General features: G+C 72.6%; 25 protein-coding genes. 16 read left to right on the forward strand and 9 right to left on the reverse strand.

Annotated elements, in window-relative coordinates:
• Positions 1–18 precede the first annotated feature (18 nt).
• The 4 genes from NVV95_RS16250 to NVV95_RS16265 are packed head-to-tail and all read right to left on the reverse strand — an operon-like array spanning position 19 to position 4310.
• On the reverse strand, positions 19–1287 hold the full coding sequence (locus NVV95_RS16250; protein ID WP_259487598.1) for a hypothetical protein: 1269 nt from the start codon (positions 1285–1287) through the stop codon (positions 19–21).
• Positions 1280–2089: a heme ABC transporter ATP-binding protein gene (locus NVV95_RS16255; RefSeq protein ID WP_259487599.1), complete on the reverse strand. Its 810-nt coding sequence runs from the start codon at positions 2087–2089 to the stop codon at positions 1280–1282. Before NVV95_RS16255 ends, NVV95_RS16250 begins: the two co-directional genes overlap by 8 nt.
• The gene (locus NVV95_RS16260; RefSeq protein WP_375163851.1) at positions 2089–3219 is read right to left on the reverse strand and encodes a FecCD family ABC transporter permease; all 1131 of its coding nucleotides are present in this window, start codon (positions 3217–3219) and stop codon (positions 2089–2091) included. Before NVV95_RS16260 ends, NVV95_RS16255 begins: the two co-directional genes overlap by 1 nt.
• Positions 3216–4310 carry a heme/hemin ABC transporter substrate-binding protein gene (locus tag NVV95_RS16265; RefSeq protein WP_259487600.1) on the reverse strand — a complete coding sequence of 365 codons (1095 nt, stop codon included), beginning with the start codon at positions 4308–4310 and terminating at the stop codon, positions 3216–3218. The genes NVV95_RS16260 and NVV95_RS16265 overlap by 4 nt, the downstream gene beginning before the upstream one ends.
• Before the next feature lie 91 nt (positions 4311–4401).
• Between NVV95_RS16265 and NVV95_RS16270 the strand changes: the two genes are divergently transcribed.
• The 6 genes from NVV95_RS16270 to NVV95_RS16295 all read left to right on the forward strand — a co-directional run bounded on the left by NVV95_RS16270 (position 4402) and on the right by NVV95_RS16295 (position 11047).
• Positions 4402–5865, forward strand: coding sequence for a hypothetical protein (locus tag NVV95_RS16270; protein WP_259487601.1), 1464 nt, complete (start codon positions 4402–4404; stop codon positions 5863–5865).
• A 112-nt stretch (positions 5866–5977) separates the two neighbouring features.
• Complete coding sequence (locus NVV95_RS16275; RefSeq protein ID WP_259487602.1) at positions 5978–7003, forward strand: WxL protein peptidoglycan domain-containing protein; 1026 nt, start codon at positions 5978–5980, stop codon at positions 7001–7003.
• Between the two features lie 90 nt (positions 7004–7093).
• Complete coding sequence (locus NVV95_RS16280) at positions 7094–7570, forward strand: DUF1801 domain-containing protein (RefSeq protein ID WP_259487603.1); 477 nt, start codon at positions 7094–7096, stop codon at positions 7568–7570.
• Positions 7567–8766 carry a serine hydrolase domain-containing protein gene (locus tag NVV95_RS16285; protein WP_259487604.1) on the forward strand — a complete coding sequence of 400 codons (1200 nt, stop codon included), beginning with the start codon at positions 7567–7569 and terminating at the stop codon, positions 8764–8766. Before NVV95_RS16280 ends, NVV95_RS16285 begins: the two co-directional genes overlap by 4 nt.
• A 118-nt stretch (positions 8767–8884) precedes the next feature.
• Positions 8885–9820 (forward strand): M23 family metallopeptidase, encoded by a 936-nt coding sequence (locus tag NVV95_RS16290; protein WP_259487605.1) that lies wholly within the window; start codon positions 8885–8887, stop codon positions 9818–9820.
• A 51-nt stretch (positions 9821–9871) separates the two neighbouring features.
• Complete coding sequence (locus tag NVV95_RS16295; RefSeq protein WP_259487606.1) at positions 9872–11047, forward strand: NYN domain-containing protein; 1176 nt, start codon at positions 9872–9874, stop codon at positions 11045–11047.
• A gap of 68 nt (positions 11048–11115) precedes the next feature.
• Here the strand turns inward: NVV95_RS16295 and NVV95_RS16300 are convergent, their stop codons facing one another.
• Entirely contained in the window at positions 11116–11889 is a 774-nt protein-coding gene (locus NVV95_RS16300; protein WP_259487607.1) for a hypothetical protein, read from the reverse strand.
• A gap of 188 nt (positions 11890–12077) precedes the next feature.
• Between NVV95_RS16300 and NVV95_RS16305 the strand changes: the two genes are divergently transcribed.
• Positions 12078–13928 (forward strand): alpha/beta hydrolase family protein, encoded by a 1851-nt coding sequence (locus NVV95_RS16305; RefSeq protein ID WP_259487608.1) that lies wholly within the window; start codon positions 12078–12080, stop codon positions 13926–13928.
• 27 nt (positions 13929–13955) lie between these two features.
• Here the strand turns inward: NVV95_RS16305 and NVV95_RS16310 are convergent, their stop codons facing one another.
• A complete protein-coding gene (locus NVV95_RS16310; RefSeq protein ID WP_259487609.1) occupies positions 13956–14459 on the reverse strand; it encodes a TetR/AcrR family transcriptional regulator in 504 nt (167 codons plus the stop codon).
• Positions 14460–14587: 128 nt separating this feature from the next.
• Between NVV95_RS16310 and NVV95_RS16315 the strand changes: the two genes are divergently transcribed.
• The 4 genes from NVV95_RS16315 to NVV95_RS16330 all read left to right on the forward strand — a co-directional run bounded on the left by NVV95_RS16315 (position 14588) and on the right by NVV95_RS16330 (position 19747).
• A complete protein-coding gene (locus tag NVV95_RS16315; protein ID WP_259487610.1) occupies positions 14588–16705 on the forward strand; it encodes a DUF262 domain-containing protein in 2118 nt (705 codons plus the stop codon).
• A 103-nt stretch (positions 16706–16808) separates the two neighbouring features.
• Positions 16809–17894 carry a hypothetical protein gene (locus NVV95_RS16320; protein ID WP_259487611.1) on the forward strand — a complete coding sequence of 362 codons (1086 nt, stop codon included), beginning with the start codon at positions 16809–16811 and terminating at the stop codon, positions 17892–17894.
• 86 nt (positions 17895–17980) lie between these two features.
• Complete coding sequence (locus tag NVV95_RS16325) at positions 17981–18565, forward strand: hypothetical protein (RefSeq protein ID WP_259487612.1); 585 nt, start codon at positions 17981–17983, stop codon at positions 18563–18565.
• 159 nt (positions 18566–18724) lie between these two features.
• Positions 18725–19747, forward strand: coding sequence for a D-alanyl-D-alanine carboxypeptidase family protein (locus tag NVV95_RS16330; RefSeq protein ID WP_259487613.1), 1023 nt, complete (start codon positions 18725–18727; stop codon positions 19745–19747).
• A 26-nt stretch (positions 19748–19773) separates the two neighbouring features.
• Here NVV95_RS16330 and NVV95_RS16335 read toward each other — a convergent pair whose 3' ends face one another.
• Together NVV95_RS16335 and NVV95_RS16340 are read right to left on the reverse strand one after the other, a co-directional pair.
• Positions 19774–20235, reverse strand: coding sequence for a hypothetical protein (locus NVV95_RS16335; protein WP_259487614.1), 462 nt, complete (start codon positions 20233–20235; stop codon positions 19774–19776).
• Between the two features lie 24 nt (positions 20236–20259).
• Positions 20260–20967, reverse strand: coding sequence for a Pr6Pr family membrane protein (locus tag NVV95_RS16340; protein ID WP_259487615.1), 708 nt, complete (start codon positions 20965–20967; stop codon positions 20260–20262).
• Positions 20968–21126: 159 nt separating this feature from the next.
• Here NVV95_RS16340 and NVV95_RS16345 point away from each other — a divergent pair, with 159 nt between their 5' ends.
• The 4 genes from NVV95_RS16345 (at position 21127) to NVV95_RS16360 (ending at position 24320) form a co-directional block, all read left to right on the forward strand.
• The gene (locus NVV95_RS16345; RefSeq protein ID WP_259487616.1) at positions 21127–22407 is read left to right on the forward strand and encodes a sensor histidine kinase; all 1281 of its coding nucleotides are present in this window, start codon (positions 21127–21129) and stop codon (positions 22405–22407) included.
• Positions 22404–23078, forward strand: coding sequence for a response regulator (locus NVV95_RS16350; RefSeq protein ID WP_259487617.1), 675 nt, complete (start codon positions 22404–22406; stop codon positions 23076–23078). The genes NVV95_RS16345 and NVV95_RS16350 overlap by 4 nt, the downstream gene beginning before the upstream one ends.
• Positions 23079–23208: 130 nt before the next feature.
• Positions 23209–23541, forward strand: coding sequence for an SHOCT domain-containing protein (locus tag NVV95_RS16355; RefSeq protein WP_259487618.1), 333 nt, complete (start codon positions 23209–23211; stop codon positions 23539–23541).
• 182 nt (positions 23542–23723) lie between these two features.
• A complete protein-coding gene (locus NVV95_RS16360) occupies positions 23724–24320 on the forward strand; it encodes an HD domain-containing protein (RefSeq protein WP_259487619.1) in 597 nt (198 codons plus the stop codon).
• On the opposite strand, the gene NVV95_RS16365 is transcribed toward NVV95_RS16360, so the two are convergent.
• Entirely contained in the window at positions 24317–24913 is a 597-nt protein-coding gene (locus NVV95_RS16365; protein ID WP_259487620.1) for a type II toxin-antitoxin system PemK/MazF family toxin, read from the reverse strand. The two genes, NVV95_RS16360 and NVV95_RS16365, sit on opposite strands and share 4 nt — an antisense overlap.
• Before the next feature lie 153 nt (positions 24914–25066).
• On the opposite strand from NVV95_RS16365, the gene NVV95_RS16370 reads away from it, so the two are divergent.
• Positions 25067–26401 (forward strand): hypothetical protein, encoded by a 1335-nt coding sequence (locus NVV95_RS16370; protein ID WP_259487621.1) that lies wholly within the window; start codon positions 25067–25069, stop codon positions 26399–26401.
• Positions 26402–26485: the final 84 nt, after the last annotated feature.

Here is a 26485-nt window from a genome sequence, read left to right on the forward strand (position 1 = left end):
CGGCCCTTCGCGCCGCGCTCACCGCCGCACCGTCTCGAGCACCTCGGTGCTGGATTCGAACCGCGACCCCCCGGTCGGAACCGATCGCGGTGCCGGTACCGATCCCGGTATCGCAGCTCGGGCCGAGCGCCGCGCACGGCGGCGACGGGCCCCTCGCACCACTCCGGTGACGAGGCTCGCCACGAGCAGGGAGACGGTGATCAGGAGCGCGACCGCGACGGCGACCCACAGCCAGGGCGGCACCGCAGCGCCCGCGCTGGCCGGAGGCACGAGCGACGACGAGCCGCCGCCACCGGCCGCCGCCTGCACCGTCACCTCCGTCTGCGCGACCGCACCGGAGGCCGCGCCCGTGAGGATGAGCACATGGGTTCCGGCCCGGAGATCGGCCGGGACGTCGATCACCGCGGCGACCTCTCCGGCGGCGCCGGCGACCAGCGGACCGACGGCGGCGACCCCGTCGCCGAGCGTCGCCACGACCTGCTCACCCGGCGTGAACCCGCGGCCGGCGAAGCTGAGGGCGTTGCCCGCGACGGCCGTCGAGGTCGTGTAGCCGACGCGCGCCGCCGACGCTCCCGACGCGGCGGCGGAGGTGGGCGCATCCGCCGAACCGCCGGTCGAGCCCGCGCCGGCTCCCGAAGCGGCACCGGAACCGCCGGCACCGGAGCCGGCTCCCGAGCCGGCACCCGAACCGCCCGCACCGGCGCCCACGGCGAACGAGATCGGCGTGAACGTCTCGTTGCTCGCGTTCTTCACCCCGTGCGCCCCGATCGTGATGATGCCGCACTGCACCTCGCGGCAGTCCACCTCGCCGACCTCGCCGTCGCGATCGAGGCTCTCGAAGCGGGCCCCGGGCACGACGAGGTCGACGCTCCACCCTCCCGCGGCGTCCATCACGGCGTTGGCGGCGTCGGCCGTGTCACTGCCGGGGAACGCGACGAAGCGTTGGAAGCCGGCGTTGTCCTTCGCCTCGCTGTCGGGCACGTAGCGGTAGTCGACGCCCACCTGGCCCCCTTGACTGGGGCGCCACGAGGCCGGATCGATCCAGCCGAAGAGCACGTACACGCCACCGAAGCCGCCCGTGACCGCCTGGAAGCCGCTGCCCGTCACGGTGACGGGTGTCGCGTAGTCGGGATCGGCGTTCGCGACGCCGTCGGCGTTCGCGACGCTGACCGACCCGGCCGCGTGGGCGGGCGGAGCGGTCGGTGGGGCGGTCGCCGGCACGAGCGCCACGACGGCCGCGAGGGCGGTGAGGGCCACGAGAAATGCGAGCCTGCTGCGGTCAGGCATGGGATGGACCTCCGAGGGGAACGGTCGTCCGTGCCGGCCGCACGAGCAGCTCGCCCGATTCGGCGACCCGGTGCACGAGGATCGGGTGACGGTACACGGCGCTCAGCAGCGCCGCGTCGAGAGCGTCGGCGGGTGGCCCGTCGGCGCGCACCCGACCGGCTTCGAGCACCACGACCCGGGTGGAGTACGCGGCGGCGAGGTCGAGATCGTGCACCACGACGACGGCCGACCCGCCCTCCTCGGTGTGTCGACGCAGGTGTCCGAGCAGCCGCTCCTGGTGGCGGATGTCGAGGCTCGCCGTCGGCTCGTCCAGCAGCACGAGCCCCGCACCCTGCGCCCGCACCCGGGCCCAGGCCGCCCGCGCCTGCTCTCCGCCCGAGAGCTCGGGCAGACGACGGTGCTCGAGCGCCGCGAGCTCCGCGTCGTCGACGGCGGAGTCGATGCGCGCCTCCTCCTCGGCCGGCGGGAGCGCGGTCCACGGGGCGAGTCCCATCGCCACGACCTCCCGCACGGTGAAGGGGAACGACACCTCGTTCGACTGCGTCAGCACCGAGCGGATGCGCGCCAGATCTGCCGCGCGCCAGGACGCCACGGCGCGACCGTCGAGCGTCACCGAGCCCGACGTCGGCGCGACGTCACCCGCCAGCACGTGCAGCAGTGTCGACTTGCCCGCTCCGTTCGGCCCGACGAGCGCGACGAGCTCCCCCGCATCGACGGCCAGCTCGACCCCGCTGAGCACGGCGCGGCCCTCCAGCACGACCCCCACCCCGTCGGCGACGACCCGGGTTCCCGCCCCACGCATCACGCCCACCCGCCCGACCGCCGCCGCGTGCGCCGGATCAGCCAGAAGAAGAACGGCCCACCCACCAGGGCGGTCAGCATCCCGAGCGGCAGATCGGCATAGGGCACCGCCGTGCGCGCCACCAGGTCGGCGGCGAGCAGCAGCAGTGCCCCGCCCAGTGCGCTCGCCACGATCAGCCGCCCATGGCCCGGGCCGAGCAGCATGCGCATGAGGTGGGGCACCACGAGACCGACGAAGGCGACGATCCCGCAGAGCGCCACGGCCGCGGCCGTCAGGATCGCGATCACGACGATGGCGATCACCCTTGTCGCCTCCACCGGCACCCCGAGATGCCGCGCCTGCCGCTCCCCCAGGGCCATCAGGTCTAGTCGCCGCGCGAGCAGCAGCGCGAAGACCGTGCCGGCCAGGCAGATCGGCAGCACGATCGCGACGTCCTGCCACCGGCTGCCGTTCAGCGAGCCGAGCTGCCAGAACACGATCTGCTCGCGCTGCTGCGTCGTGGCGGCGAACATCAGGAAGGCGATGCCCGCCCCCGCGACGGCGGTCACGGCGATCCCGGTGAGCAGCAGCGTCACCACCTCGGTGCGCCCTCGCGAGCGCGCGGTGAGGTAGACGAGCAGCGTCGTTCCGAGGCCCCCGGCGAACGCGAAGACCGGCGCCGTCAGGATGCCGAGGAAGGTGACCCCGAGGACGATCGCCGTGCCGGCCCCGAGCGCCGCCCCGGCCGAGACCCCCACGACCCCCGGCTCGGCCAGCGGATTGCGGAACACCCCCTGCATCACCACCCCGCCCACGGCCAGCGACGCCCCGACGACCGCCGCCATCGCGATCCGCGGGAAGCGGATGGCCCACAGCGTGGCGTCGGCGTTCGGATGCGCGGGCACCGCCGGCACGGGCAGCACCGCCGGGGCGCCGACCCCGGCCAGCAGCTCGTTGCCGTGCAGCGCGAGCGATCCCACGATCTCCGGCAGCGGGATCGGCAGCTGCCCGACACCGGCCGAGACCACCGCCAGCAGCACGATGCCGATCCCGAGCAGCAGCACCGTGAACCGGTACCGACCCGCCCCGGAGGGCACCGGGGCGACCCGGCGCGGAGCCGGCACCGCCACCGGAGCGACCGTGGCGGTCACCGGGCGGCATCCGGGGCGTAGAGCCCCACGGCCAGCGCCTCGAGCACCCGGGCGCTGTCGGGCCCGAAGCTGAGGATCTGCGAATCGGGCATGTCGACCACCCGGCGGTGCTGCCCGGCGGGCGTCTGCTGCAGCGCGGGTACGGCCTCGAGCAGACCGTCGACGCCGTCGACCGACTCGAGGCCGCCGGTCATCATCAGCACGAGGTCGGGCGCGGCGGCGACCAGCCCCTCGTCGGTCAGGGGGCGCATGCCGCTCCAGCCGATCTCGGCGGAGACGTCGATGCCCCCCAGCGCGGTGACGAGGTCGTCGGCACCCGAGCCCTGGCCGAACAGATAGTAGACGCCGGCCTGCCCGCGCACGTAGAGGAACACGATGCGCAGCCGCTCGGCAGGATCGGCGGGGGCGACGGCGGAGATCGCCGCGACCGCCCGGTCGATCTCGGCCCCGGTCCGCGCCGCCAGCAGGTCGCCGCGCGCCGGCACCCCGAGCCCGGTCGCCACCTGCCCGATCAGCTCCCCGGTGCCGGCGAGGGATCGGTGCGAGTCGACCACGACGACCGGAACCCCCGTGTCGCGCAGCTGCAGAACGGTGTCCCAGGGGCCGAGGCTCGTGTCGGTGACGATCACCGTCGGTGCCAGCGCCAGGATGGCCTCCGCGTTGAGGTCGTGGCCGTTCCGGGTGACGAGCGGCCGATCGGCGATCTCCGCGAAGCCGCTCGAGACGTCCCGGCCCACCACGTTCCCGCCGAAGCCCAGCTCGAAGACGATCCGCGAGAGCGAGCCGTACACGTCCAGGGCCAGGATGCGCGAGGTGTCGGTCACGGTCACGGTCGTGCCCTGCGCATCCGTCACCGTCGTCGGGAGCACCTGAGGGGGCTCGACGATCGCCTCGACCGCGCTCGATCGGGCCTCGACACTCGACGGCCCCTCCCAGGCCTTCGGATTCGCGACCGGCGTCACCTCGGCGAGAGCGGGGGTGGCCGGGCCGACGGCGGCCGATCCACCGGCGTCGGACGAGCATCCGCAGAGCAGGACGAGACTCACGAGGGCGCCGGTGACGGCGAGGAGGGGGCGGGGCAGGGAGGTCACGGAATCCACTCTAGCTTTGGTTAGGCTTAACTTACTATGGTTAGGCTGTCCTAACTTAGGGCGCTCGTCAACCGTTCAGAAAGGCAGCACTGTGGCTTCACGCAGCACTGTGGATTCGACCATCCGAAGGCAGGGGCGCAGCGCGCTCCGCCGCCCCCTCGCCGTCACCGCGGCGGCCGCGCTCGCCGCCGGTCTCGCCCTCACGGCGACCACCGCGGCGAGCGCCGCGCCCTCCGCGGGCACCATCACCGACGCCTCGTTCACCTGGGGCCTCAGCAACGAGGCGGGGGGCGGAGCCTACTTCGGCGGCTGCAACTTCCTCAGCGCCGGCACCGCCGGCGACACCGGCAGTTCACGCCTGTGGACCGAGGCCGACGGCTTCTACTCCGCCGAGAGCGGCGACGTCAGCATCGTCAAGCCGGATGCGTCGGGCGCTCTCGTGCCCGCGAGCTGGGCCACGAAGTGCCAGACCCCGGCCGGCACCGCCGTGTCGCCCGGATCGACCGCCTCCCTCACCAAGAACGCCGTCGTCTTCGGCGGCGGCTCGGGCACCGCGGCCGCCGACGGCTCGATCGAGATCTCGTGGACCGGGTCGTTCACCGTCGCCTTCTACGGCGGCCTGACCTACTGGACGGCCACAGACCCCGTCCTGACCCTCGATCCGTCCGGTGACGGCGTGCTGACCGCGACCGCCAGCGGCTACGGAACGAGCATGGAGGACCAGAGCCAGTGGGTGCCGGTCGCCGCCCGGCAGATCGTGCTGGCCGACATCGCGGGGGCGTCCGCCGACGACGAGGGCTTCAGCGTCACCCCGGCCTACCTCGGGGTTCCGGTGACCACCTCCGGCACCCCGCAGGCCACGAGCGGGGCGAGCTGGGGATCGTTCCCGCAGAGCTTCGTCGACTTCCAGACCGCCACCGGCCAGGCGAGCTACTGGTACAGCTCGGGCGGCTCGCGCGACGCGGCCAAGCCGGCGAGCCCGCTCGCGGTGAGCTACTCGCTGGAGGGCGCGGTCGTCATTCCCCCGGAGGAGCCGGCGGCCGACTCCCGCGACATCGAGGTGACGGTTCCCACGGTCGTCACCCCCGAGCCCGAGGACGGCTCGTTCGGTTGGAGCTTCGCCGGCGGCGACGCCATCGCCCTGGGCACCGCGACCCAGGCGGGCAGCACCTTCGTGGCCGAGGGTCCGATGACCCCGATCACGGTCACCGACACCCGCACGGGTGGCACCTCCGCCTACCAGTGGAGCATCTCGGGTCAGGTGGCGGCCTTCACGGCGGGCATCGGCGGTGCCGGCGGTAGCGGCGGTAGCGGTTTCGGAGCGGACGCGCTCGGCTGGACGCCGACCGTGACCGACTCGGGCACGGGTGTCGCGGCGGGAGCCGCCGTGGCGCCCCAGCTCCAGGGCGGCCCCGGGCTCGGCAGTTCGGGCATCCTCGCGGCGAGCTCGACCGCGGCGAGCGCCACCATCGGGGCCGAGCTCCGTCTGGTGATCCCGAGCTCGACGCCCGCGGGCGACTACACCTCCACGCTCACCATCACCGCGCTGAGCTGACCGCTCGGCTCGACCCGGCAGGGGGCGGATGCACGTCCCGCCCCCTGCCTCACCCCACCCCGTTCCTCCCTCTCCCCTCTCCCCTCTCTCCTCCCCCGAGCTCAGGATCTCCATGCGCACCCTCTCGCCCCGCCTGGCCATTGCGACTCTCGCCCTCGCGCTCATCGCGGCACCCGTCGGCGGCCTCCCCGATGCCGCCACGGCCGCGCCGTCCGTTCCCTTCGCCTCCGCCGACACCGGCCCCAGCTGGAGCGTCGCGCCCGCCGACCGGGCACTGCCCGACGGCACCACCGAGACCGGACGGGCGAACTTCGACTACGCCGTCGAACCGGGGGCCGTCATCGACGACGCCTTCGAGATCCGGAACGACGGGGCGGCCCCTCTCGAACTGCAGGTCTACGCCGCCGACGCCTTCACCACCCGGGAGGGCAGCATCGACCTGCTCCCCGCCGGCACACCCTCGACCGACGCGGGCGCCTGGATCTCCGTCGCCGTCCCCCAGGTCACCCTGCAGCCCGGTGAGACCACGGCGGTGCCGTTCCGCATCACGGTGCCCGCGGATGCGCGTCCCGGCGATCATCCCGCCGGTCTGATCTCCTCCACGCCGACCGCCTCCGACTCGGCGACCGTGCAGGTCGACCGGCGGCTGGGCAGCCGGGTCTACCTCCGTGTCGAGGGCGACCTCACCCCCTCCGCGGCGGTCAGCGGGATGCGCGTGGACTACTCAGGCAGCTGGAACCCGCTGGCCGTGGGCGCGCTCGACATCGTCTACACGCTCGAGAACACCGGGGACACGCGGGTGACCGCCGTCTCCTCCGTGACCGCGGGCGGACCGTTCGGTCTGGCCGGCACCTCCGCGAGCGAGCAGCTGGCCGAGGTGTTGCCCGGATCGGCCATCGAGGTGCGGCAGCGTCTCGACGGCGTCGCCGCGCTCGTCTGGCTCAGCGGTGCCGTGCAGGTGCTGCCGGAAGGGGTGGGTCTCGGCGGTGCGGCCCTCGAACCCGTCGACGCGACGTTCTCGTTCGCCGCGGTGCCGTTCGTTCCCCTGATCGTGCTGATCGCCTCCGCCCCGGTGGTGCTGGCGATCGTCCTGCTCGTGCGCACACGGCACCGGCGGCCGGCTCCGGTGTCCGACTAGACGACGCTCGTTTGGCCGGAGCCGGTAGACCTCTGTGCCGCGGCCGCTCGCGGCGGTACTCTGGGCCGACCCGCAACGGAAGGACCCGGCATGAGCGCGAGCGACGAGATCGACCAGCTGATCGCGAAGCATCCCGACTGGCGCGGGGCGAAGCTCGCCGAGATGCGCCGGATCATCCTCGAGGTCGACCCCGGCATCGTCGAGGAGTGGAAGTGGATGGGCTCGCCCGTCTGGGAGCTCGACGGCATCCTGATCGTCGGCGACATCTTCAAGTCGAAGGTCAAGCTCGGCTTCATGTACGGCGCCTCGCTCGACGATCCGGCGGGACTGTTCAACGGCGAGCTCGGGGGCAACCAGCGGCGCAGCGTCGAGTTCGCGGAGGGGCACTCGGTCGACGAGGAGGCGTTCAAGGAGCTCGTGCGCCGGGCGATCGAGCGCAACCGCGCCAAGCCGGCCAAGGCCGTGAAGACCGCGAAGAAGCCCCGCGCCGCATCGACCGCCGCATCGGCATCCGCATCGACCGCCGCACCGGCTGCAGCACCGTCCGCACCGTCCGCGGGCGCATGACCTCCCCCGGGCGCCCCCTCACCCGGCGCGCACTGATCGGCGCGGGCGGCGGCGCCCTCGCCCTGTCCGCCCTGGCGGCCTGCAGCCCGCGCGGTGGCGAAGGGATGGCCGTGTCGACGGCGGCGGGCGCCCCGACGGCGGAACGCGCATCCGGTCTCGAGGCCGCCTTCGACGAGGCCTTCACCGCGTCGGGCCTGGCGGGCTGCGCGGTGCGCGTGCGCCTGCCCAACGGAGCGCTGTGGCTGCGCACGGCCGGCGTCGCCGACCTCGACACCGAGGAGCCCTACCGCTCCGGCGACTTCGTGCGCATCGCCAGCATCACCAAGACGTTCACCGCGACCGCGGTGCTGCGGATGGTCGACGAACGCCTGCTCGCCCTCGAGGACACTCTTGACCGGTGGTACCCCCAGGTCCCGAACGCCAAGGAGATCACGCTCGAGCAGATGCTCGGTATGCGTTCGGGCATCGCCGACTTCACCGCCGACGCCCGGTTCGACGACCGGTTCGCCGCCGACCCGGCCATGCCGTGGAGCCTGGAGCAGACGCTGCAGGTCATCCTGCGCAACCCGCCCGAGTTCGCGCCGGGGGCCGAGGTGCAGTACTGCGACTCGAACTACGCACTGCTCGGGGCCATCGCCGCCCGGGTCGACGGCGCCTCGCTGGCCGAGGTGCTGACCCGTCGCGTGATCGGGCCGGCCGGGCTGCTGAACACCTACTACCCGGCGGATGACGAGATCGGGTCTCCGCATCCGCAGGGCTACGTGCCCACGGTGACGAGCGCGGGCGCCATCGACCCCGCGGTGCCGCCCACCGTGGTGAACGAGGTGAACCCGGCGGTGCCGGCCGGGGCGGGGGCGCTCATCTCGACGCTCGACGACGTCTCGGCCTGGGGCGACGTGCTCGCCGACGGCCGGCTGCTCGGGCCGCTCACCCAGGCCCGGCGCCTGCAGACGCAGCGCTTCGAGGGCCAGAAGCTCGACTTCGGCTACGGGCTCGGCATCACGAACTTCAACGAGTACCTGGGGCACGACGGGGCGATCTTCGGCTTCAGCTCGGTGGTGCTGACCCGGCCCGAGACCGGCACGCAGATCGCCATGGCGGGCAACACCTCGACCAACTCGACCACGCCGACCCTGTCGATCGCCGTGGCCCTGATCGACGAGATCGATCCGTCGCAGGGCACGTCGGCGGGGTGATCGGCATTTTCAGGCGTTACCTATGAGGCGTCTGTAAGCTGGATGACGACGATCGGTGCGGCCTCGAGCCGCACATGCGCCGCCCACCTCCGCGGCGTGAGACGAAAGCGAAACCCGAGTGACCTTGACTCCCCCCTCCGACAACCCGTCGGCGCCTCTGTCGCGTCGCGCCCTGCGCGAGCAGGAGCGGGCTGCCGAGGCGGCGGCGAAGCGCCGACCGGCGCCGGCCACGAGCACCGCGGTGACGACCACCGCGGTCGCGACCACCGCCGTCGCCGCAACCACGGTCGCCGCCGCCCGGCCCGCCCCCGCCGCTCGGCGCGCCCCGCGCAAGCCACGCTGGCAGGCAGTCGTCGCCATGTCGTTCGCCGCACTGCTGGCCGCCGCCACCTCGCTCTCGGCGATCGAGACCTCCGACTCCTTCGCGTACACCCCCGAGATCGAGGCGGCGCCCGCTGCGCAGGAGCTGCTAACGTCCTCCGGAACCGCCGCCTCGGTCTGGCGCGACGGCTATGGTGCCACCACCCCCGAGGAGCTCGCCGCCGCCAAGGCCGCCGCCCGCGCCGCCGAGGTCGCGGCGAAGGTCGCCTCCATCGGCTTCCGCACCGCCTCGACCTACACGAACAACCCCGACAGCGCCGTGCAGTGGCCCTTCCCGGTGGGCGTGCCGATCAGCGACGGCTTCGGCCCCCGCTCCTCCCCCGGCGGCATCGGCAGCACCAACCACAAGGGTGTCGACTTCACCCCCGGCCAGGGCAAGCCCATCTCGGCGGTCGCCTCAGGCGTGGTGCGGCTCGTGAACGGCTCCGACAACGGCGGCCTCGGCGTGTACGTCGTGGTCGACCACGTGATCGACGGCCAGAACGTCAGCAGCTGGTACGGGCACATGCTCTCCGGCTCACCGGTCGTGTCCGAGGGCCAGGCCGTCGTGGTCGGCCAGCAGCTCGGCTCGGTCGGCAACACCGGCACCTCCACCGGTGCCCACCTGCACCTCGAGATCCACCTCGACGAGACCCCCGTCGACCCCATCGCCTGGCTGACCGCGCACAACTAGCGCCCGAGGCAGCAGACTGGGGTCACCTCCCCGATCGGAACGAGCACGCCCATGACCGAAACCGTCGACGCCCGTGTGGCCGTCTACATCGACTTCGACAACATCATCATCTCGCGCTACGACCAGGTGCACGGTCGCAGCCAGTTCATGCGTGACAAGTCGCGTGGCTTCGGCGGCGGCGACGCCGAGAACTCCGAGAAGCTGCGCCGCGCCACCGTCGACATCGGAGCGGTGATCGACTTCGCCTCCTCCTTCGGCACCCTGGTGCTCACCCGCGCCTACGCCGACTGGTCGGCATCGGTGAACGCCGATTACCGCGGCCAGCTCGTGGGGCGCGCTGTCGACCTGGTGCAGCTGTTCCCGGCGGCGGCCTACGCGAAGAACGGCGCGGACATCCGCCTCGCCGTCGACGCCATCGAGGACATGTTCCGCCTGCCCGACCTCACCCACGTGGTGATCGTCGCTGGCGACTCCGACTACATCGCGCTGGCACAGCGCTGCAAGCGCCTCGGCCGCTACGTCGTCGGCATCGGCGTCGCCGGGTCGACGAGCCGCTCGCTGGCCGCGGCCTGCGACGAGTTCGCCACCTACGACGCCCTGCCGGGCGTGAAGCCGGTGCCCGAGTTGGAGCCTGCAGCGGCGCCGGCGGCGAACGAGGCCTCCTCACGCTCGTCGGGCGGCTCCCGTCGGGGCCGCAAGAGCGCCGCCCCCGTCGAGGCCGCCGCGTCGGACGACACAGCCGACGCCACCGAGAGCACCGAGAGCACCGAGACGACCTCTGGTTCAGCGACCGCCGCCGCCGAGGCGGCCACCGACGCCGTGGCGACCGACGTGGCCGCCGCCGAGCGCCTGCTGCAGGATGCGCTCGAGCAGGTCGCACCCCCGGCCGCCAAGAAGCGCGGCCCGCGGCGCGCGAAGTACCCGCCCGAGATCATCGAGGACGAGCCGGAGACCGAGCCCGAACCCGAGCCCGAGGACCCTCAGGCCCTCGCCTCGAGCCTGCTCGAGCGCGCCCTGCGACTCGGCCACGAGAAGGACGACGACGAGTGGCTGCACAGCTCGCTCGTGAAGACGCAGATGAAGCGCATGGACCCGTCGTTCAGCGAGAAGGCCCTCGGCTTCCGCTCGTTCAGCGATTTCCTGAAGTCGCGCGACGCGATCGCCGAGCTCGACGACTCGTCGACGGCGAACCTGGTGCGCCTCACCCCCGCCCTCGCGAACGCGTAGTCGCGAGCGGCACGAACGAAGAAGGGCCCCGACGCCGAAGCGTCGGGGCCCTTCTCGGTGGACGGGGCCTACGCCTCGCTCATCACCGCCTTCTCGGCCTGGCCGCGCGCCGCGAGGGCGGCGGCACGGGCGGCGATACGACGGGTCTGCTCGGCCTGGCCGGCGTCGAGCACGTCCTGCTCGACCTCGACGCTCGGCACGTGCTCCTGGCCGTTGTACTTCGCGATGTACTCGTCGAGCTGAGGGCCCGACTCCCACGACGTGATCAGGCAGTAGCGGGGCTCGGTGCCGTAGTGGGCGGCCGCGTGCCAGAGGCGCTGCGTGTCGACGATCAGCTGCGCGCCGGCGGGAAGAGCGATGCGCACCTCGCCCTCGGGGTCGGTGCGGTTGTGCCGCAGCACGAAGTAGCTGTCCTTGTCGTCGGTGAGGTTGAAGAATCCGCGCACGACCCAGCCGGTGCCGTCGGGGTTCAGACGGTTGTTGTCGTCCTGGTGCAGGTTGTACAGGGCGTCGGCGTACGTGTTCGGCTGGAGCTCGATCACGCGGCAGCGGCCGACGTTCGCGCCCGGCTCCTGGGCGCGCTCGGTCAGGGTCGGGGCGATCTCGGTCTGCGAGTCGATCCAGACGCCGTCCTTGTCGGTGCGCGGCGGCTTGTGGTTCCAGAACCCGTTGCACTCGATCTCGCCCTTGGCGCTGGCGAGCGGAGCGAAGCGGGTGTCACCGGAGGACTTCCAGTCGACGTACTCGATGTCGAGCCACTCCTTGGGGTCGATCTCCTTGTTGTAGCGGTCGAGAACCACGTAGCCGGTCTCTTCGAGAGCGGCGGACTTGATGTAACCCATGACGCGAATCATGTCCTTTCGTCGGAGGGCCAGCACGTTTTAACAGGCCCAACTTAGGCAAGGCTAACATCCGGCTCCTGCGAGCGCCCGACGACTCTGCACAGATGTGCAGATCAGGCACCATCGGCCGGTGTCGACAGCCACTGCGGGTTAGGTTAGCGACCAGTCACTACCGTGAAGGAACAGCAATGAAGCACATCACACCGCGCCGCAACGCGCTCTGGCTGGCGATCGCCCTCGCCCTCTGCCTGATCTCCGCCGTCGGAGCCTCCCTCGTCCAGACCTCCGGCGGCCACGTGGCCGTGAAGGACCTGCGCTGGGAGACCTCCTCGGGCGAGACCCTGAGCGCCCTGCTCTTCAAGCCCGACACCGCGACCGCCGACGACAAGGCACCCGCCATCGTCGTCAGCCACGGCTGGTGGAACAACCGCGAGATGCAGGACGCCAACTACGTCGAGCTCGCCCGCCGCGGCTACGTCGTGGTCTCGATCGACATGTACGGCCACGGCAACTCCGAACCGCTCGCGAACGAGGCCATCCCCGTGAACGGCACCGGCATGTACGACGCCGTCAAGCTGGTCGCCGACCTGCCCTACGTCGACACCGACCGCATCGGCATCACCGGGCACTCCAACGGAGCGCGCGCCGCCAACTACAGCGTGGTCGCCGACAACGAGGCTCCCACCCCGCTGATCTCCTCGGTGCTGCTGGTCGACAACGAGGCGTTCTACGCCGACGCCGACGGCGAGTACACGAACATCTACGGCAGCCGCGACGTCGGTCTCGTCGCCGACCAGTACGACGAGTTCTTCTTCCGCAGCTACGACGCGAACGGGGTGGCGCTCACCGCACCGCGTGACTTCGTCGGCACACCGAACGCCCAGTCCTTCCTGAACTTCGGCGTCGACCCGGCCACCGCCGGCGAGACCCGCGAGGCCGGCACGTTCTATACCGAGTCGGTCGACGGCACGGATGCTCGGCGGATCCTCTACACGCCGGCCCAGACCCACCCGTGGGGCCCGTTCTCGAAGCAGACCACGAGCGACGTCATCGCCTACTTCGACGCCACCCTCGGAGCGCCCGACGCCATCGACCCCGGCGCCCAGGTCTGGCAGTGGAAGGAGTTCTTCAACGCCCTCGGACTCGTGGGCTTCGGCATCTTCCTCGTGGCCTTCGCCCGGGCCCTGCTCGGCACCCGCGCCTTCGCGGGCCTGCGTCGCACCGAGCTGCCCGACGCGAAGCCGCTGAACCGCACCGGTCTCGTCTGGTTCTGGGGTTCGATGGTCGTCTCGGCGCTGATCTCGGGGGTGACCTACGTGGCCCTGTCGCAGAGCGACGCGATCGGCACGCTCGCCTTCAACTCGGCCCCCTCGCTGTTCCCCCAGGGCGCGGTGTTCTTCATCGCCCTGTGGGCCGCGATCAACGGTGGTGCCGCCCTCCTGATCATGGCGGTCTCGTGGTTCGCCGTCGGCCGCAGGACGGGGCTCGACCTGCGTGCCGCGGGCATGCTGCCGGGCTGGAAGAAGTTCTTCCAGGCCGTCCTGCTCGGCCTCGTCGTGGTGGTCGCCGCGTTCGGCATCGTCGCCGTGGTCGACTACTTCTTCACCACTGACTTCCGCCTCTGGGTGCTCGCGGTGAAGTGGTTCACGCCCGACAAGATCCCGCTGGCCCTGCTGGTGCTGCCGTTCTTCCTGCTCTACTTCTTCGCCAACTCGGTCGCGGTGAACGTGTTCAACCGCTTCACCCTCGGCGGGCGCGAATGGGTCAACACGGCCGTGCTCGCCCTGTTCAACGCCCTCGCCCCGATCGTGCTGGTCGTGGTGCAGTACACGGTGTTCTTCAGCAGCGGCGAGCTGGTGCCGGGCTTCGGCGGCATCTTCAGCATCTGGCTGTTCCCGGTGATCGTCATCCTCGCGGTGGCCGCCGTCGTGTCGCGGAAGCTCTACCGCGCGACGGGCAACCCGTACGTCGGCGGGTTCATCATGGCTGCGACCGTGAGCCTGGTCTCGGTGACCAACACGCTGACGGTCACGAGCTAGCGCGGAGGCGCATCCGCCCGCCCGGAGCTAGCTCAGCAGCTCGATGCCGAGGGCGGTGGACACCACCAGGCGGGCGCCGCGGGCGAACATCTCGTTCACCTCGTCGGCGCTCGCCCCGGTGAGCTCGCGGCTCAGCTCGAGCGATCGGCTGAAGCGGGCCGCCACCACGGTCCTGATCTCGGGATGCGTGGCCGACGCCGCCCAGGCCTGCAGCTGGAAGCGCAGCAGATCGGCCTCGGCGATGGTGTGCCTGAAGGCGTACCCGATGTCGTCGAGGGTTCCCGGATGCCCGGCGGCGGCCCTCTCGGCGAGCCGCGCCCTGGCGTTCTGCTCGATCAGGTCGTAGCAGAGCTCGACGCAGGCGATGAAGAGGCCGGTCTTGCTGCCGAACAGCTTGAAGAGGTAGGGCTGCGAGACGCCGAGCGCCTCGGCCACCACGCCGACAGGGGTGCCGTCATAGCCGCCGCGCGCGAACTGCGTCATGGCCTCGCGGGCCGCCTCCGAGCGTCGCGCCTCGGCCGTGCTTCTCATGATGCGACCGTAACGCACGCACCCTGAGCGGCGCCCCGCCGCGGTGTCGCAACCGCGGGCGGGCCGGGCGCATCCCGTAAGCTCGATTGCTGCGCAGCACGGCGATCCGAGAGGCGAAGCGAACACACATGGTCACTGCTACGAACGTCGAGGCGACCGCGGTCAACACCATCGCCTGGCTCTCCGACCCCGCGACGACGATCGTGGTGCCGGTCTATCAGCGCCAGTACCGGTGGGACATCGGGGGCTGCGAGCAGCTGCTCGGCGACATCCGGTCGGTGGCGCGCAGCGACGACGGGCAGACCCACTTCATCGGCTCCATCCTGAGCACCGCGAACACCGCCGACACCTCGGACACCGCCGACGCCTCGAGCACCGCCGACACCTCGGACACCGAAGGCACCGTGGCGTCGGGCGACGACGCCGCCCTCGTGCTGATCGACGGGCAGCAGCGCATCACCACGCTGATGCTGCTGATCGCCGCCCTGCACCACACGGTGCGTCACGAGCAGCCGGAACTGGCGGCGGAGCTCGAGCGGGTGCTCGTGCGGGAGACGGCGGCAGGCGCATCCGGAAGCCTGCGCACGAAGCTGCGGCCGCACCGGGCGTGGGCCGAGGTCTTCGAGAGCGTCGTGCTCGACCGTCGCGGGGCGGGCGAGGAGCTGCGGGAGTCGCGGTTCGACGACAACTACGCCTTCTTCCGCAGCCAGGTGCGGGTCGAGGAGGTGCCGCTGATCTGGCGCGGGCTGCAGAAGCTCGAGCACGTGGCCATCACGCTCGGCGCCGACGCGAACGCGCAGCAGATCTTCGAGAGCCTGAACTCCACGGGTGAGCCGCTGCGCGACCACGAGCTCATCCACAACTACGTGCTGATGGGGCTCTCGCACGCCGAGCAGAGCGAGATCGAGCGCGAGTACTGGCTGCCGATCGAGCAGAACACCGGCGAGTCGATCGCGAGCTTCTGGCGCCACTACCTCGTGATGCGAACCGGTCGCGAGGTCGTGGTCGCGGGCGAGCGGGGGGTCTACGACGCGTTCCGGCAGGAGTTCCCGCGGCTCGACCTCGCCACACTGCGGCGGCACGCGGCGGAGTGGCGCGAGTACTCGGCGGCCTATCGGGTGCTGCTCGACCCGTCGCAGGAGGGCGACCCGGTCGTCGCCCGGCAGCTCGGCTGGCTGAACACCTTCGGTCGGGGGCTGTACCCGCTCGTCATGCGCGCCTATCACGACCTCGTGCGGGGGCAGACCTCGGCAGAGGCGTTCGTGGCGCTGGCCGAGATGCTGCAGTCGTTGCAGCTGAGGCGCATCGTGGTGGGGCTGACGAACGAGCGGCTCGTGGCTCGGCTGTGCCGAGCGCGCGCCGAGGGCGACGAGAGTCTGGTGCGGGCGCTGTCGCGCATCACTCCGTCGGATGAGCGGGTGAAGGTGGGGCTGAAGTACACCGAGCTGCCGCACGCCGCGTACGTGCTCGGGCGGCTCTCGGGTGCAGCCGGTCTCGATGGTCTCGATGGTCTGGGCGGTCTCGGCGGTCTGGTGCTCGAGCACGTCGCGCCGCTGGCGCCCGGCGACGGCTGGAGCGGCGACGGGGTGCGCACGTGGGCCGACTACGGCGACGACGAGCAGAACAGCGCCCGCGCCCTGGCCCAGACGCTCGGCAACCTGACCCTGCTCGAGGAGCCGCTGGCCGAGCGGGCGTTCGACGAGTCGTTCCCGGCCAAGCGGCCGCTGTACGCCGCGAGCGAGGTGCCGCTCACCGCCGAGCTCGCGTCGGTGGAGTCGTGGGGCACGGCGGCGATCGCGGCGCGCACGGTGGAGCTGACGAGGCGCTTCCTCGACGTCTGGCGGCGACCCGGCACCGCGTTGATCGACGACGACAACCTCACGCCCATCCTCGACGCGGTGCGCCGCCGGGGCTGGCCGCGCGGCTGGGAGCGTGAATACGAGTACGTCGAGTACCGGGGCGAGCACTGGGAGGTCTACGACGTCAAGTATCTCTTCAACCGAGTGTTCAAGCGGTTGTGGGCGGATGCGCGCCCGGCGGTGATCGCGTTCAGCGACCGCCGCGGCGGCCCGATCTACGACGCCCGCGCGTGGACGGGTCACTGGGACGAGCTCGACGAGTCGCACTTCCTCTACCTGGGGTGGGACTCGAAGTACATGCTCACCGCCGTGCAGGGTGTGCTCGAGGAGGCGGGGATCGCCTCGGAGGTGTTCGTGAAGTACTCGTACTTCGGCGCGGTGATGTAGCGGGTTCTCGGTGTTCACGGATGCTCTGCTGGGCTGATCCACACGAAGCCCGGCCAGGATCGATGGAAGACACCGCCCGACCTCACCCGACCGGAAGGCCCCCGTGAGCAACCTGCAGCGCATCCTGAATTTGGCATCGAAGGCCCTCGACAAGAAGGGGGCGTCGGGTGGCGGGTCGGGTTCCGGCTCGTCAGGTGGCCGCTCGGGCTCGACCGACTGGCGCGATCTCGTGCGCTCGGCCGCCGAGAAGGTGACGGGCGCGCCGGCGCCGACGCCTACCCCTTCGCCGCAGCCTGCGCCGCTGGCCGGGGCCGGGGCTGGAGCCGGCGCTCTTGCTGGTGCCGCGGCCGGCGGTTCCACATCTGCGCGCGCCTCCTCGGCCCACGCGTCCGCATCCGCCTCCAGCCGCCCGGTAGCCGGCGCCGCGCTCAGCGCCGAGGATCGCGGGGCCATCGCCCGCTACGACTACCTGCTGAAGACCGCCGATCCGGGGCAGCTGGAGCAGGTGCACCGCGATGCCTTCGCGCGGTTGACGCCGGCGCAGCGCGTCGAGGTCGAGTCGCGGCTGCGGGCCGAGCTGCCCGCCTACGAGCAGCCGGCGTCGGCGTCGTCCGACGACCTCGCCCGCGCGGCGACCCGCGGCGAGGCGCACCACCCCGGCTTCCTCCGCGGCCTCTTCACGAAGGTCATGCCGACCGGAGGCTTGAACACAGGCGCCGGGCACGGGGTGGGCGCCGGGCACGCAGCCGGAGCAGCCGGCGGACGCGGCGGGGGCGCGGGGGCGGCGCTCGGGGCCGCGGGCGTCGGGGCGGTGGCGGGAGCGGGGTCCGGCGTGGCCGGCGGACTGCTCGTCGCGGTCGCCGGTGGGGCTGTCGTGAGCAGCGTCGCTGCTCCCCTGGTGGAGCAGGCGGCGAACCTCGGCACCGACTTCGAGGCGTTGAGCGGCGACCTGAGCCAGTTCGGGCTCGGCGAGCTCGGCCTCGACCAGCTCGGCTTCGACCAGCTCGGCGTCGACCAGCTCGGTCTCGGCGAGGTCGCCACCGGCGCCGAGGACCTCGCAGCCGGAGCCGGCGACGCCGTCGCGGGCATCGGCGAGCAGGCCACGGGCTTCGGCGAGCAGCTGTCGGAGTTCGGCTCGAACTTCGGGATCCCGGGCCTCGGTGGCCTGGGCAGCCTGTTCGACCGCTAGCCCGTCCGGGCCGTCCGGGCGGTCGCGAACCGCAAAGAGTGCTGGCAGCCCGGACCCCCCACCGACGACTGCGGTTGGCTGGACCGATGCGAAACCCCACCAGGTCCATCCGCACAGTCGCCGTAGCCGCCGTCCTGGGCACCTCGGCCCTCCTCGCCGGCTGCACCCCGAACGCCGGGCAGGTTCCACCGACATCCGCCGCGAACACACCCTCCAGCACGGCGGCCGTGGGCGCGACCCCGAGACCAACGCCCACCCCCACCTCCACCGTCCAGGCACTGTCGGCCACCGACCCCACCGCGCCGTACGACGAAGCCGAGACGTCCCGCTGGTTCGCCCGCGTCGCCGACGAGGTCAGGATCAGCCTGGGCCTCGACCGCGCGGCGCCGGGCATGACCGTGCATCTCGACGCCGAGACCAGCCAGAACCACCTCGTCACCATGAAGAGCCTGCCCGCCGGCGACTACTCGTTCCACCTCGCCTGCCGGGGCGGCGGCTCGCTCACGCTTTCCGTGAGCGGCGGAACCCCCGGCCCGGTGGTCGAGGGCCCCTGCACCGACGAACTCGTCTCGGGCGCCTTCACCGCTGCCGAGGGCGGCACCGAGTTCCGCTTCACCGCGACGGGGGACCCCATCGACGCGGCCCTGCACTACTCCGCTGCAACACCGTGAACATCCCCGCGACCCCATCGACGCGCCGCTGCGCTACTCCCCTGCGACACCGTGACCACCGCCGCGGCACCGTCGACGCGGCGCTGCATTACTCCGCCGTCGCGCCTTGACGGCCGCCGCGACACCGGCCGGCCGGGCCGGGGCGCTTAGGATCGGCTGATGCAATCTCAGCACCGCCTGCGCTTCCTGGCCATCGGGGCCGCCGTGACGGCTGCACTGGCGGGGCTCGGCGGATGCGCGGCCGAACCGGCTCCGACTGCCGCGACCGACGCCACCGCGACCCCGACCGCGACCGCGACCGCGACCGCGACGAGCGACCTCCCCTCGCCCACGACCTCGGCACCCACCGCAGGAGCCACGCAGAGCGCGGCGCCGGCCGTCGATCCGGCGGCGCTTGTGTGGCCGGCGGAGGGGCAGGGCGCGGTGGGCATCGCGGCTCCGGACGGCACGGCGCAGCTGCTCGGCCAGAGCCCCGGTGCCGCCACCACGCCGGTGCCGATCGCGAGCATCACGAAGGTGGTCACGGCGCTCGTGGTGCTGGACGCGCATCCGCTCGTCGACGCCGCCGACCCCGGCCCCACGATCACCCTCGGCCAGGCGGACCTCGACGTCACCGCCGCGGTCGAGGCCGACGGCCAGTTCACCGAGCCGATGTTCGACGGCCAGCAGGTGTCGCTGCGGGACGCCCTCGCCGTCACGCTGCTGACCAGCGCCAACAACTACGCCGAGTCGACGGCTCGGTGGGCCTTCGGGTCGCAGGAGGCGTTCCTCGTGGCCGCTCGCGCCTGGCTCGACGAGCACGGGCTCGGAGGCACGGCGCTGGCGGATGCGAGCGGGCTGGACCCGGGCAGCGCGTCGACGCCGGCCGACCTCCTGCGGGTCGCCGCACTCGCGCACGCCGATCCGGCTCTGGCGGCCATCGCGGGCACGGCGTCGATGGAGCAGGCCGACCTCGGGACGATCGTCAACCAGAACGTCCTGCTCGGCGAGAACGGCGTCGACGGGCTCAAGACCGGCTCGACCAGCTACGCCGGCTTCACCCTGCTCACCTCGGCCGTGTGCGTGATCGGGACGGCCCCGGTCACGCTCGTCGCCGTGGTCCTCGGCACCCCGTCGCTCGACGCGCGCTTCGCGGACACCCGGGCGCTGCTCGCGAGCACCGAGGCGGCGCTCCAGCCCTGACAGGGCCGCCGCGCGAGCGTCAGCGCCTAGAGCGCAGGCCCCATCAGCACAGCGAACATCGCGAACGCCCCACCCACGATGAACAGCATCGTCCCGAGCTGCATCGTGCGGGTCTTGTTGCGATCGGCGGTGGGAACGTCGACCTCGAGGATCGGGCATCCCGACCACCCGATCAGCCCGATGCTGAGCACGACGAGGAACGACCCGACCCACCAGAGCACGCCCTCGCTCGGGTTGAGCATGCTCGGGCGCCAGCCGGCCGAGAGCAGCAGGCCCAGGACCACCGCGGTCGCGCCGACCGCGACGCCGAACCATATGGTGCCGGTGCGCATGATGCGCTGCACGTTCTGCTCGGGCGACATCAGTTCGTGCAGCGGCGGAGCGACGGCGATGGGCGCCGCCTGGGTCGCAGGCGCGCCGGCACCGGTGCCCTCGGGTGCGCTTCCCTCGCCGCCGGAGCGGCTGGACATGATCTCGGTGCGGGTCATCACTTCTCCTTCATCCACTATTTACTATGCGTCAACTTCTTCGAGGCCGCCATTGTTCCGGATCCGCCGTCGCGACCAGAGCACAGCGAGCGCGCCGAGCCCGACGAGGAACGCCGTGAGGCCCACGACGTAGGCGATGACGCTCCCCCATCCTCCCGTCGCCGGGTCGAGGAAGGGGTACGGGTAGATCTCCCCACCGCTCGCCGCGGCCCTGATGAAGGTGTACACCGCCCAGGCCACCGGGTACACCGGCACCAACCAGAGCGAGCGCCAGGGCAGGGCGGGCCGGCCCGGCGTGAGCAGCCAGTCGAGCACCAGGATGATCGGTACCCAGACGTGCACGACCTCGTTCGGCCACGACAGACCCTGGAAACCCTCGCGCGGGATGCCGCGCAGCAGCAGGTTGTAGACGAGGCCGGTGACGATCGCGTAGCTGAGGGTGGCCATGCGCACCGTCGTGAAGAGGTGGGTGTCGCGGGTCAGACGCAGGGCGAGCATCCCGCCGACGACGAGCACGACGATGTTCATCAGGCTGGTCTGGATGGTGAAGTAGCTGAAGTATTCCCACGGGTCGAAGGCGTCGTTGGCGACACGGTCGCCGATCTGGATGCCGATGGTGACCGCGAGGGCGAGGCCGACGGCGAGACGGATGACGCCGGCGACGCGGCGGGCGGGGAGGAGAGTGCTGCTCACCCTGGTCATTCGGCGCGGCTCGCCGGTGGGACTGCTCATGCAGCGATGCTAGGGCCAGACCGGCCCGGCCGACGAGGTGCGCGCCTGGGCGGTAGGGCCCGACCGGCCCGCCCGACGAGGTGCGCGCCCGCGCTCGCGCCCCACCACGTACTCCCCCGGGAGGACGCGCGCGCCGCGGCCCGCGGCTACGATCGGGCCATGACCGAGCCGGATCGCGCGAGCGAGTGGGAACCGCGGTTCCGGTTCTCGGGCCGCGCCGCGCTGTGGCTGCCGGTGATCGTCTCGTTCGTGGTGCAGGTGCCCACGACGCTCTGGCTGGCACGCGTCGGCCGCGCGTTCGAGGGTTCGGCGGGCGACGGCGCGGCGGGCGAGGAGTCGTGGCGCTTCGCCGCGCGGCTCGGCCTCGCGATCGTCGGTCCGGTCGCGCTGGTGTTCGCGCGGCGGTTCCCCGGGCCCGTGGTGGCGGTGGTCGCCTCGGCGGCCGGGGCGTACACGCTGGTGGTCGCGGGCGGGGCCGCGCCGCCGTACGTGGCGCTGGCCTTCGCGATCGTCGGCGCCGTGGTGCGCGGGGCGCGGCGCTGGGCGATCGGGGCGGTCGCCGTCGGCTGGGTCGTGACGATCGGGCTGGGTATCGCGCTCGGGGTGCCCTGGCAGGCGGCCCCGGTGACGGCGGTCACGCTGGCGCTGGTGCTCCTGGTGGTGGTCGGGGAGAGCATCCGGAACCGGCGCGCCCGGTACGACGAGCTGCGGCGACGCGCGGCCGAGCGGCGGCAGAGCGCGGCCCAGGCCGAGCGGGTTCGGATCGCCCGTGAGCTGCACGACGTGCTCGCCCACTCGCTCAGCCAGATCAACGTGCAGGCGGGGGTGGGGCTGCACCTCATCGACCGCGATCCCGAGCAGGGGCGCGCGGCGCTGGCGAACATCAAGGCGGCGTCGAAGACGGCCCTCGACGAGGTGCGCTCGGTGCTCGGGGTGCTGCGCGACGACGGCGCGGCCGGCGCTCCTCTCGTGCCCGAGCCGGGGCTCGCGCAGCTTCCCGCGCTCGTCGACGGGGTGCGGGAGCAGGGTGTCGCGGTGACGCTCGAGCTGCGCCTGCCCGACGCGGTGTCGCCGAGCCGGCCCGTGCAGCTCGCGGCCTACCGGATCGTGCAGGAGTCGTTGACGAACGCGCTGCGGCACTCCGGTGGTGGGGCCGCCCGGGTCGGCGTCGGGGTCGAGGGGCGGATGCTCGTGCTCACGATCGAGGACGACGACGGCGCCCCGGGCCCGACCTCGACGCCGGGCCCGAACCTCGCTCCGATCCCGACCCAGCCGGGCGTCGGCAGCGGCAGCCGGCCCGGCGGCGGGCGCGGGATCGAGGGCATGCGCGAGCGCGCGCACCTGCTCGGCGGTCGCTTCGCGGCGGGCCCGACGGCCGCGGGCGGCTTCCGCGTCCGAGCCGAGCTTCCGCTCCTCCCCGGCGAGGAGGGGCGCGCGTGATCCGGGTGGTGGTGGCGGATGACCAGCAGCTGATCCGGGCGGGATTCGCCGCGCTGCTCGGCGCCGAGAACGATATCGACGTGGTCGGTGCGGCCGGCTCGGGCGAGGAGGTGCTGCGGGTCGTGCGGGCGACCCGGCCCGACGTGGTGCTGATGGACATCCGGATGCCCGACGGCGACGGCCTCTGGGCCACCGAGCAGATCAGCGCCGACCCCGTTCTCGCCGCCACCCGCGTCGTGGTCGTGACGACGTTCGAGCTCGACGAGTACGTGGAGCGCGCGATCCGGGCGGGCGCGAGCGGCTTCCTCGTGAAGGACACCGAGCCGGTCGAGCTGATCCGCGCCGTGCGCGTGGTGGCGGGCGGCGACGCGCTGCTCAGCCCCGGGGTGACGAAGCGGTTGCTCGAGCGGGTGGCCGCCGGGCGTCCGGGGTCGGCCGACACGCGGATGCTCGGCCCGCTCACCGCCCGCGAGCGCGAGGTGCTGGCGCTCGTCGGCGAGGGGCTGACCAACGAGGAGATCGCCCGGCGGCTCGTGCTGAGCCCGCTGACCGCGAAGACGCACGTCTCGCGCATCCTCACCAAGCTCGCGGCGCGCGACCGCGTGCAGCTCGTGATCGTCGCCTACGAGGCGGGGCTCGTGGCACCGCGACATGTACTCCCCGGGGAGTAGCGACGGGTCTGCCCCGGGGAGCAGGCCCGGCGGCGGAGTGCATCCGCCGGGCCGATTCGCGCGGGCGGCGGCTCGATGAAGCTGGATCCAGGCGCCGATCGACGCCCACCGTGTCTCGGAAGGACAGCTCATGCTCACCGCACTCACCACCAGCCCGGCCCTCGCTGCCGTCACCGCCTTCGGCCCCCACCACGGGTTCGGCTACGGCGGCGGCCCGGGCTGGTTCGTTCTGCTCATCCCGCTGTTCTGGATCGCGCTGTTCGCGGTGCTCTTCGCCACGGTCGGCCGCCGCTGGCGCCGCCGCGCCTGGGAGGCGAGAGCCGCGGGCACCGCGCCCGGGCGGCGCGCCGAGACGGTGCTCGCCGAGCGCTTCGCGCAGGGCGACATCGACGAGGTGGAGTATCGGGCGCGGCTCGAGGTGCTGCGGGCGAACAATCCGGCGGCCGAGTACCCCGGGCGGTGACGCCCGGGTGACTGCCGGGCGGTGACTGCCGGGTGAATGCCGGGCGGTGACCGCGAGGGGCGGATGCGCGGCGGCGGATGCGCGGGCCGGCCGGCGTCGCGTTCCGGTCAGTTCTCGTGCCGAAACCGCCGTGTGCCGGGGAACGGCGGTTCGGGCATCCGCCGCACCGGCACACTGGGCGCATGCGACTCGACGACCTGCCCCTGCCCGACACCCCCGCCGCCCGGGCCGCCCTGGAGGTGGCACGGCGGTTCCACTCGCCGGCGTTCGTCAACCACGGCGTGCGCTCCTACCTCTGGGCGGCGGCCGCGGCCCGCAGCGAGGGCCTCGCGGTCGACGACGAACTGCTCTTCGTCTCGGCGGCGCTGCACGATCTCGGACTGGAGCCGGCCTTCGACAGCCACACGCTGCCGTTCGAGGAGGCGGGCGGACTGGTCGCCTGGGTCTTCGCGGCGGGCGCCGGCTGGACCGAGGAGCGGCGCGACCGGGCGGCGGCCATCATCGTCGCGCACATGGCCGACGCGGTCGACCCGGCCGTCGACGCCGAGGGGTACCTGCTCGAGATCGCGACGGCGCTCGACATCTCGGGGCGGAACCCCGAGGCCTGGGACGCCGAGTTCCGGGCCGAGGTGCTCGAGGCGTATCCGCGTCTCGACCTCGTCGGCGAGTTCACCGGATGCATCGTCGATCAGGCAGAGCGGAAGCCCGGCTCCACGGCGGCCGCCGCGGTCGCCGCCGGCCTGCCGGCGCGGCTGGCGGCGAACCCGCTCCAGCTCTAGCGGAACAGGCGGCGGAGCACCCGCAGCACGGTGGCCCCCACGCCCGACCCGGCCGAGGCCGGTGCCGCGGTGCGAGACGGTGCCGCGGTGCGAGACGGCGCCGGCGTGCGAGACGGCGCCGGCGTGCGGCTCGGCGCCGGAGCAGGCTTCGCACCGGTCGGGGCCGGCCACCCGTAGCGGTCCGAGAGCGCCCCCGCGACCAGCCCGTACCGCGCCTCGTCGAGCCCGACCCCGGCCCGCCGCACCCCGCCCTGCTGCAGCCGGAACACCCGCTCGAGCCGCACCCAGCTCGGCCGCCCGGCCGAGTCCCACGGACCGCTGCCGATGGCGACGTCCCAGCGGTCGTCGTGCGGCTTCGAGGTGAGGGCCACCCCGAGCAGACCGCCGCCCGGCTCGGTGGCGACCACGAGCACCGGGCGGTCCTTCCCTCGGCCGTCGCGCTCCTCGTAGGGCACCCAGGTCCAGACGATCTCACCCGGGTCGGCGGCGCCGTCGGTGTGCGGGCTGTAGGCGAGGCGGATGCGCCCCACGCTCCGCGGATCGACCTCGATCGTCGCCGTCTCCCCGTACCGTCCTGCGCTCGCACCGTCCACGCCGCGACCCTACACCGCACACCCCGCCGAGGGTCGTTCACCGGCAGCAACGATTCGCGAACCGCCGGGCCCGGATCCCCCCGCCGCCGCGCCCCGGCGGTTGAATGGCCGAGTCGCCGCGCTCCGCCGACCCGTTCCGACGCTCGAGGACCCATGAACCGCTCACCCCGCCGCCGCGCATCCGCTCGCCTGCCCCTCGCCGTGACGGTGCTGCTCACCCTCGCCCTCACGGCGACCGCGACCATCACCGGTGCACCGCGCGCGGCCTTCGCCGACGACTACCCGAGCTGGGACGACGTGATCGCGGCCCGCGCCTCGGAGAGCGCGAAGCAGGACGAGATCACGCGCATCCAGGGCATCATCGCCGATCTGCAGGAGAAGGCGCGCGCCGCCCAGGCGCTCGTGACCCAGCGCAGCGACGAGAACGACGTCGCCGCGGCCGCCCTCGCGGCGGGCCAGGCGAAGGCCGACGCGCTGGCCGCCAGCGCCGCCGCCGCCGCGACGAAGGCGGAGGAGTCGAAGAAGCGGGCCGCCATGATCGCGGCCCAGTTCGTGCGCACCGGTGGCAGCGACGTCACCTCGATGCTGCTGACCAGCTCCTCGCAGGGGGCCGATCAGCTGCTCGCCCAGCTGAGCTCGGCGAGCCAGCTGACCCAGGCCGTGAACGCCGTCTACGCCGCGGCGCAGCAGGACGCGAACACCTCGACCACGCTGAGCGCCCAGGCGGAGGTGGCGAAGGGTGAGCTCACCGGGCTCGCCCAGGCCGCGGAGGACGCCCTGCAGGAGGCCGCCGCCGCGCAGCAGGCCATGGTCGCTGCGCTGCAGGAGCAGAACGCGCACCAGGGCGAGCTGCAGGCCCAGCTGACCAGCCTGCAGAGCGACGTCGCCACGACCGAGCAGCAGTATCAGGCCGGCGTCGAGGCCCGCGCGGCCGCCGCCGCCGCAGCAGCAGCCGCCGCGGCCGCCGCCGCGCACCAGGGCGGCGCCGTGATCGGCCCCGTCTCGGGCGACGCCCAGGCGCTGGCGCAGGAGCTGATGGGCTACGTGGCCGCCGGTCAGTTCCACGGCTCGAGCCCCGACCACATCTTCGAGATCGCTTGGATCGCCCAGGGCCAGGACGTGGAGAACTGCGGCATCGACGTCGTCATCCTGCAGGCGATGGTCGCCGCCGTTCGCGCCTTCGGCAGCGCCGGGGTGAGCGACATCAGCCGTCGCTGCACCGGCCAGATCGAGGGGGCGGGCACGCAGTCCGCGCACTACCGGCAGGGCGGCGGCCACGCGGTCGACTTCACCTCGGTGGGAGGCGTGCCGACCCTCGGCGCCAACGACGCCTCGCTCTCGCTGATCGCGGTGCTCGACCCGATCATGCCGAACGGCTCCCGCGTGGGTCAGTCGAACTGCCGCTACGCCGCCGGCAACGAGCCGTCGTTCATCAACTTCACCGACTTCGCCGACACGTGCAACCATCTGCACATCGACGACTTCTGATCGGCGTTCTAGCCCCAAAGCGCAGGTGATGTCAAGCCGTTTACCGCATGGCTTTCTAATTGCTAGAGTATCTAACTAGTTGCA

Origin of the sequence: Herbiconiux gentiana, assembly GCF_024978135.1 — a bacterium.
In the GTDB taxonomy this organism is placed as follows: Bacteria; Actinomycetota; Actinomycetes; order Actinomycetales; family Microbacteriaceae; genus Herbiconiux; species Herbiconiux gentiana.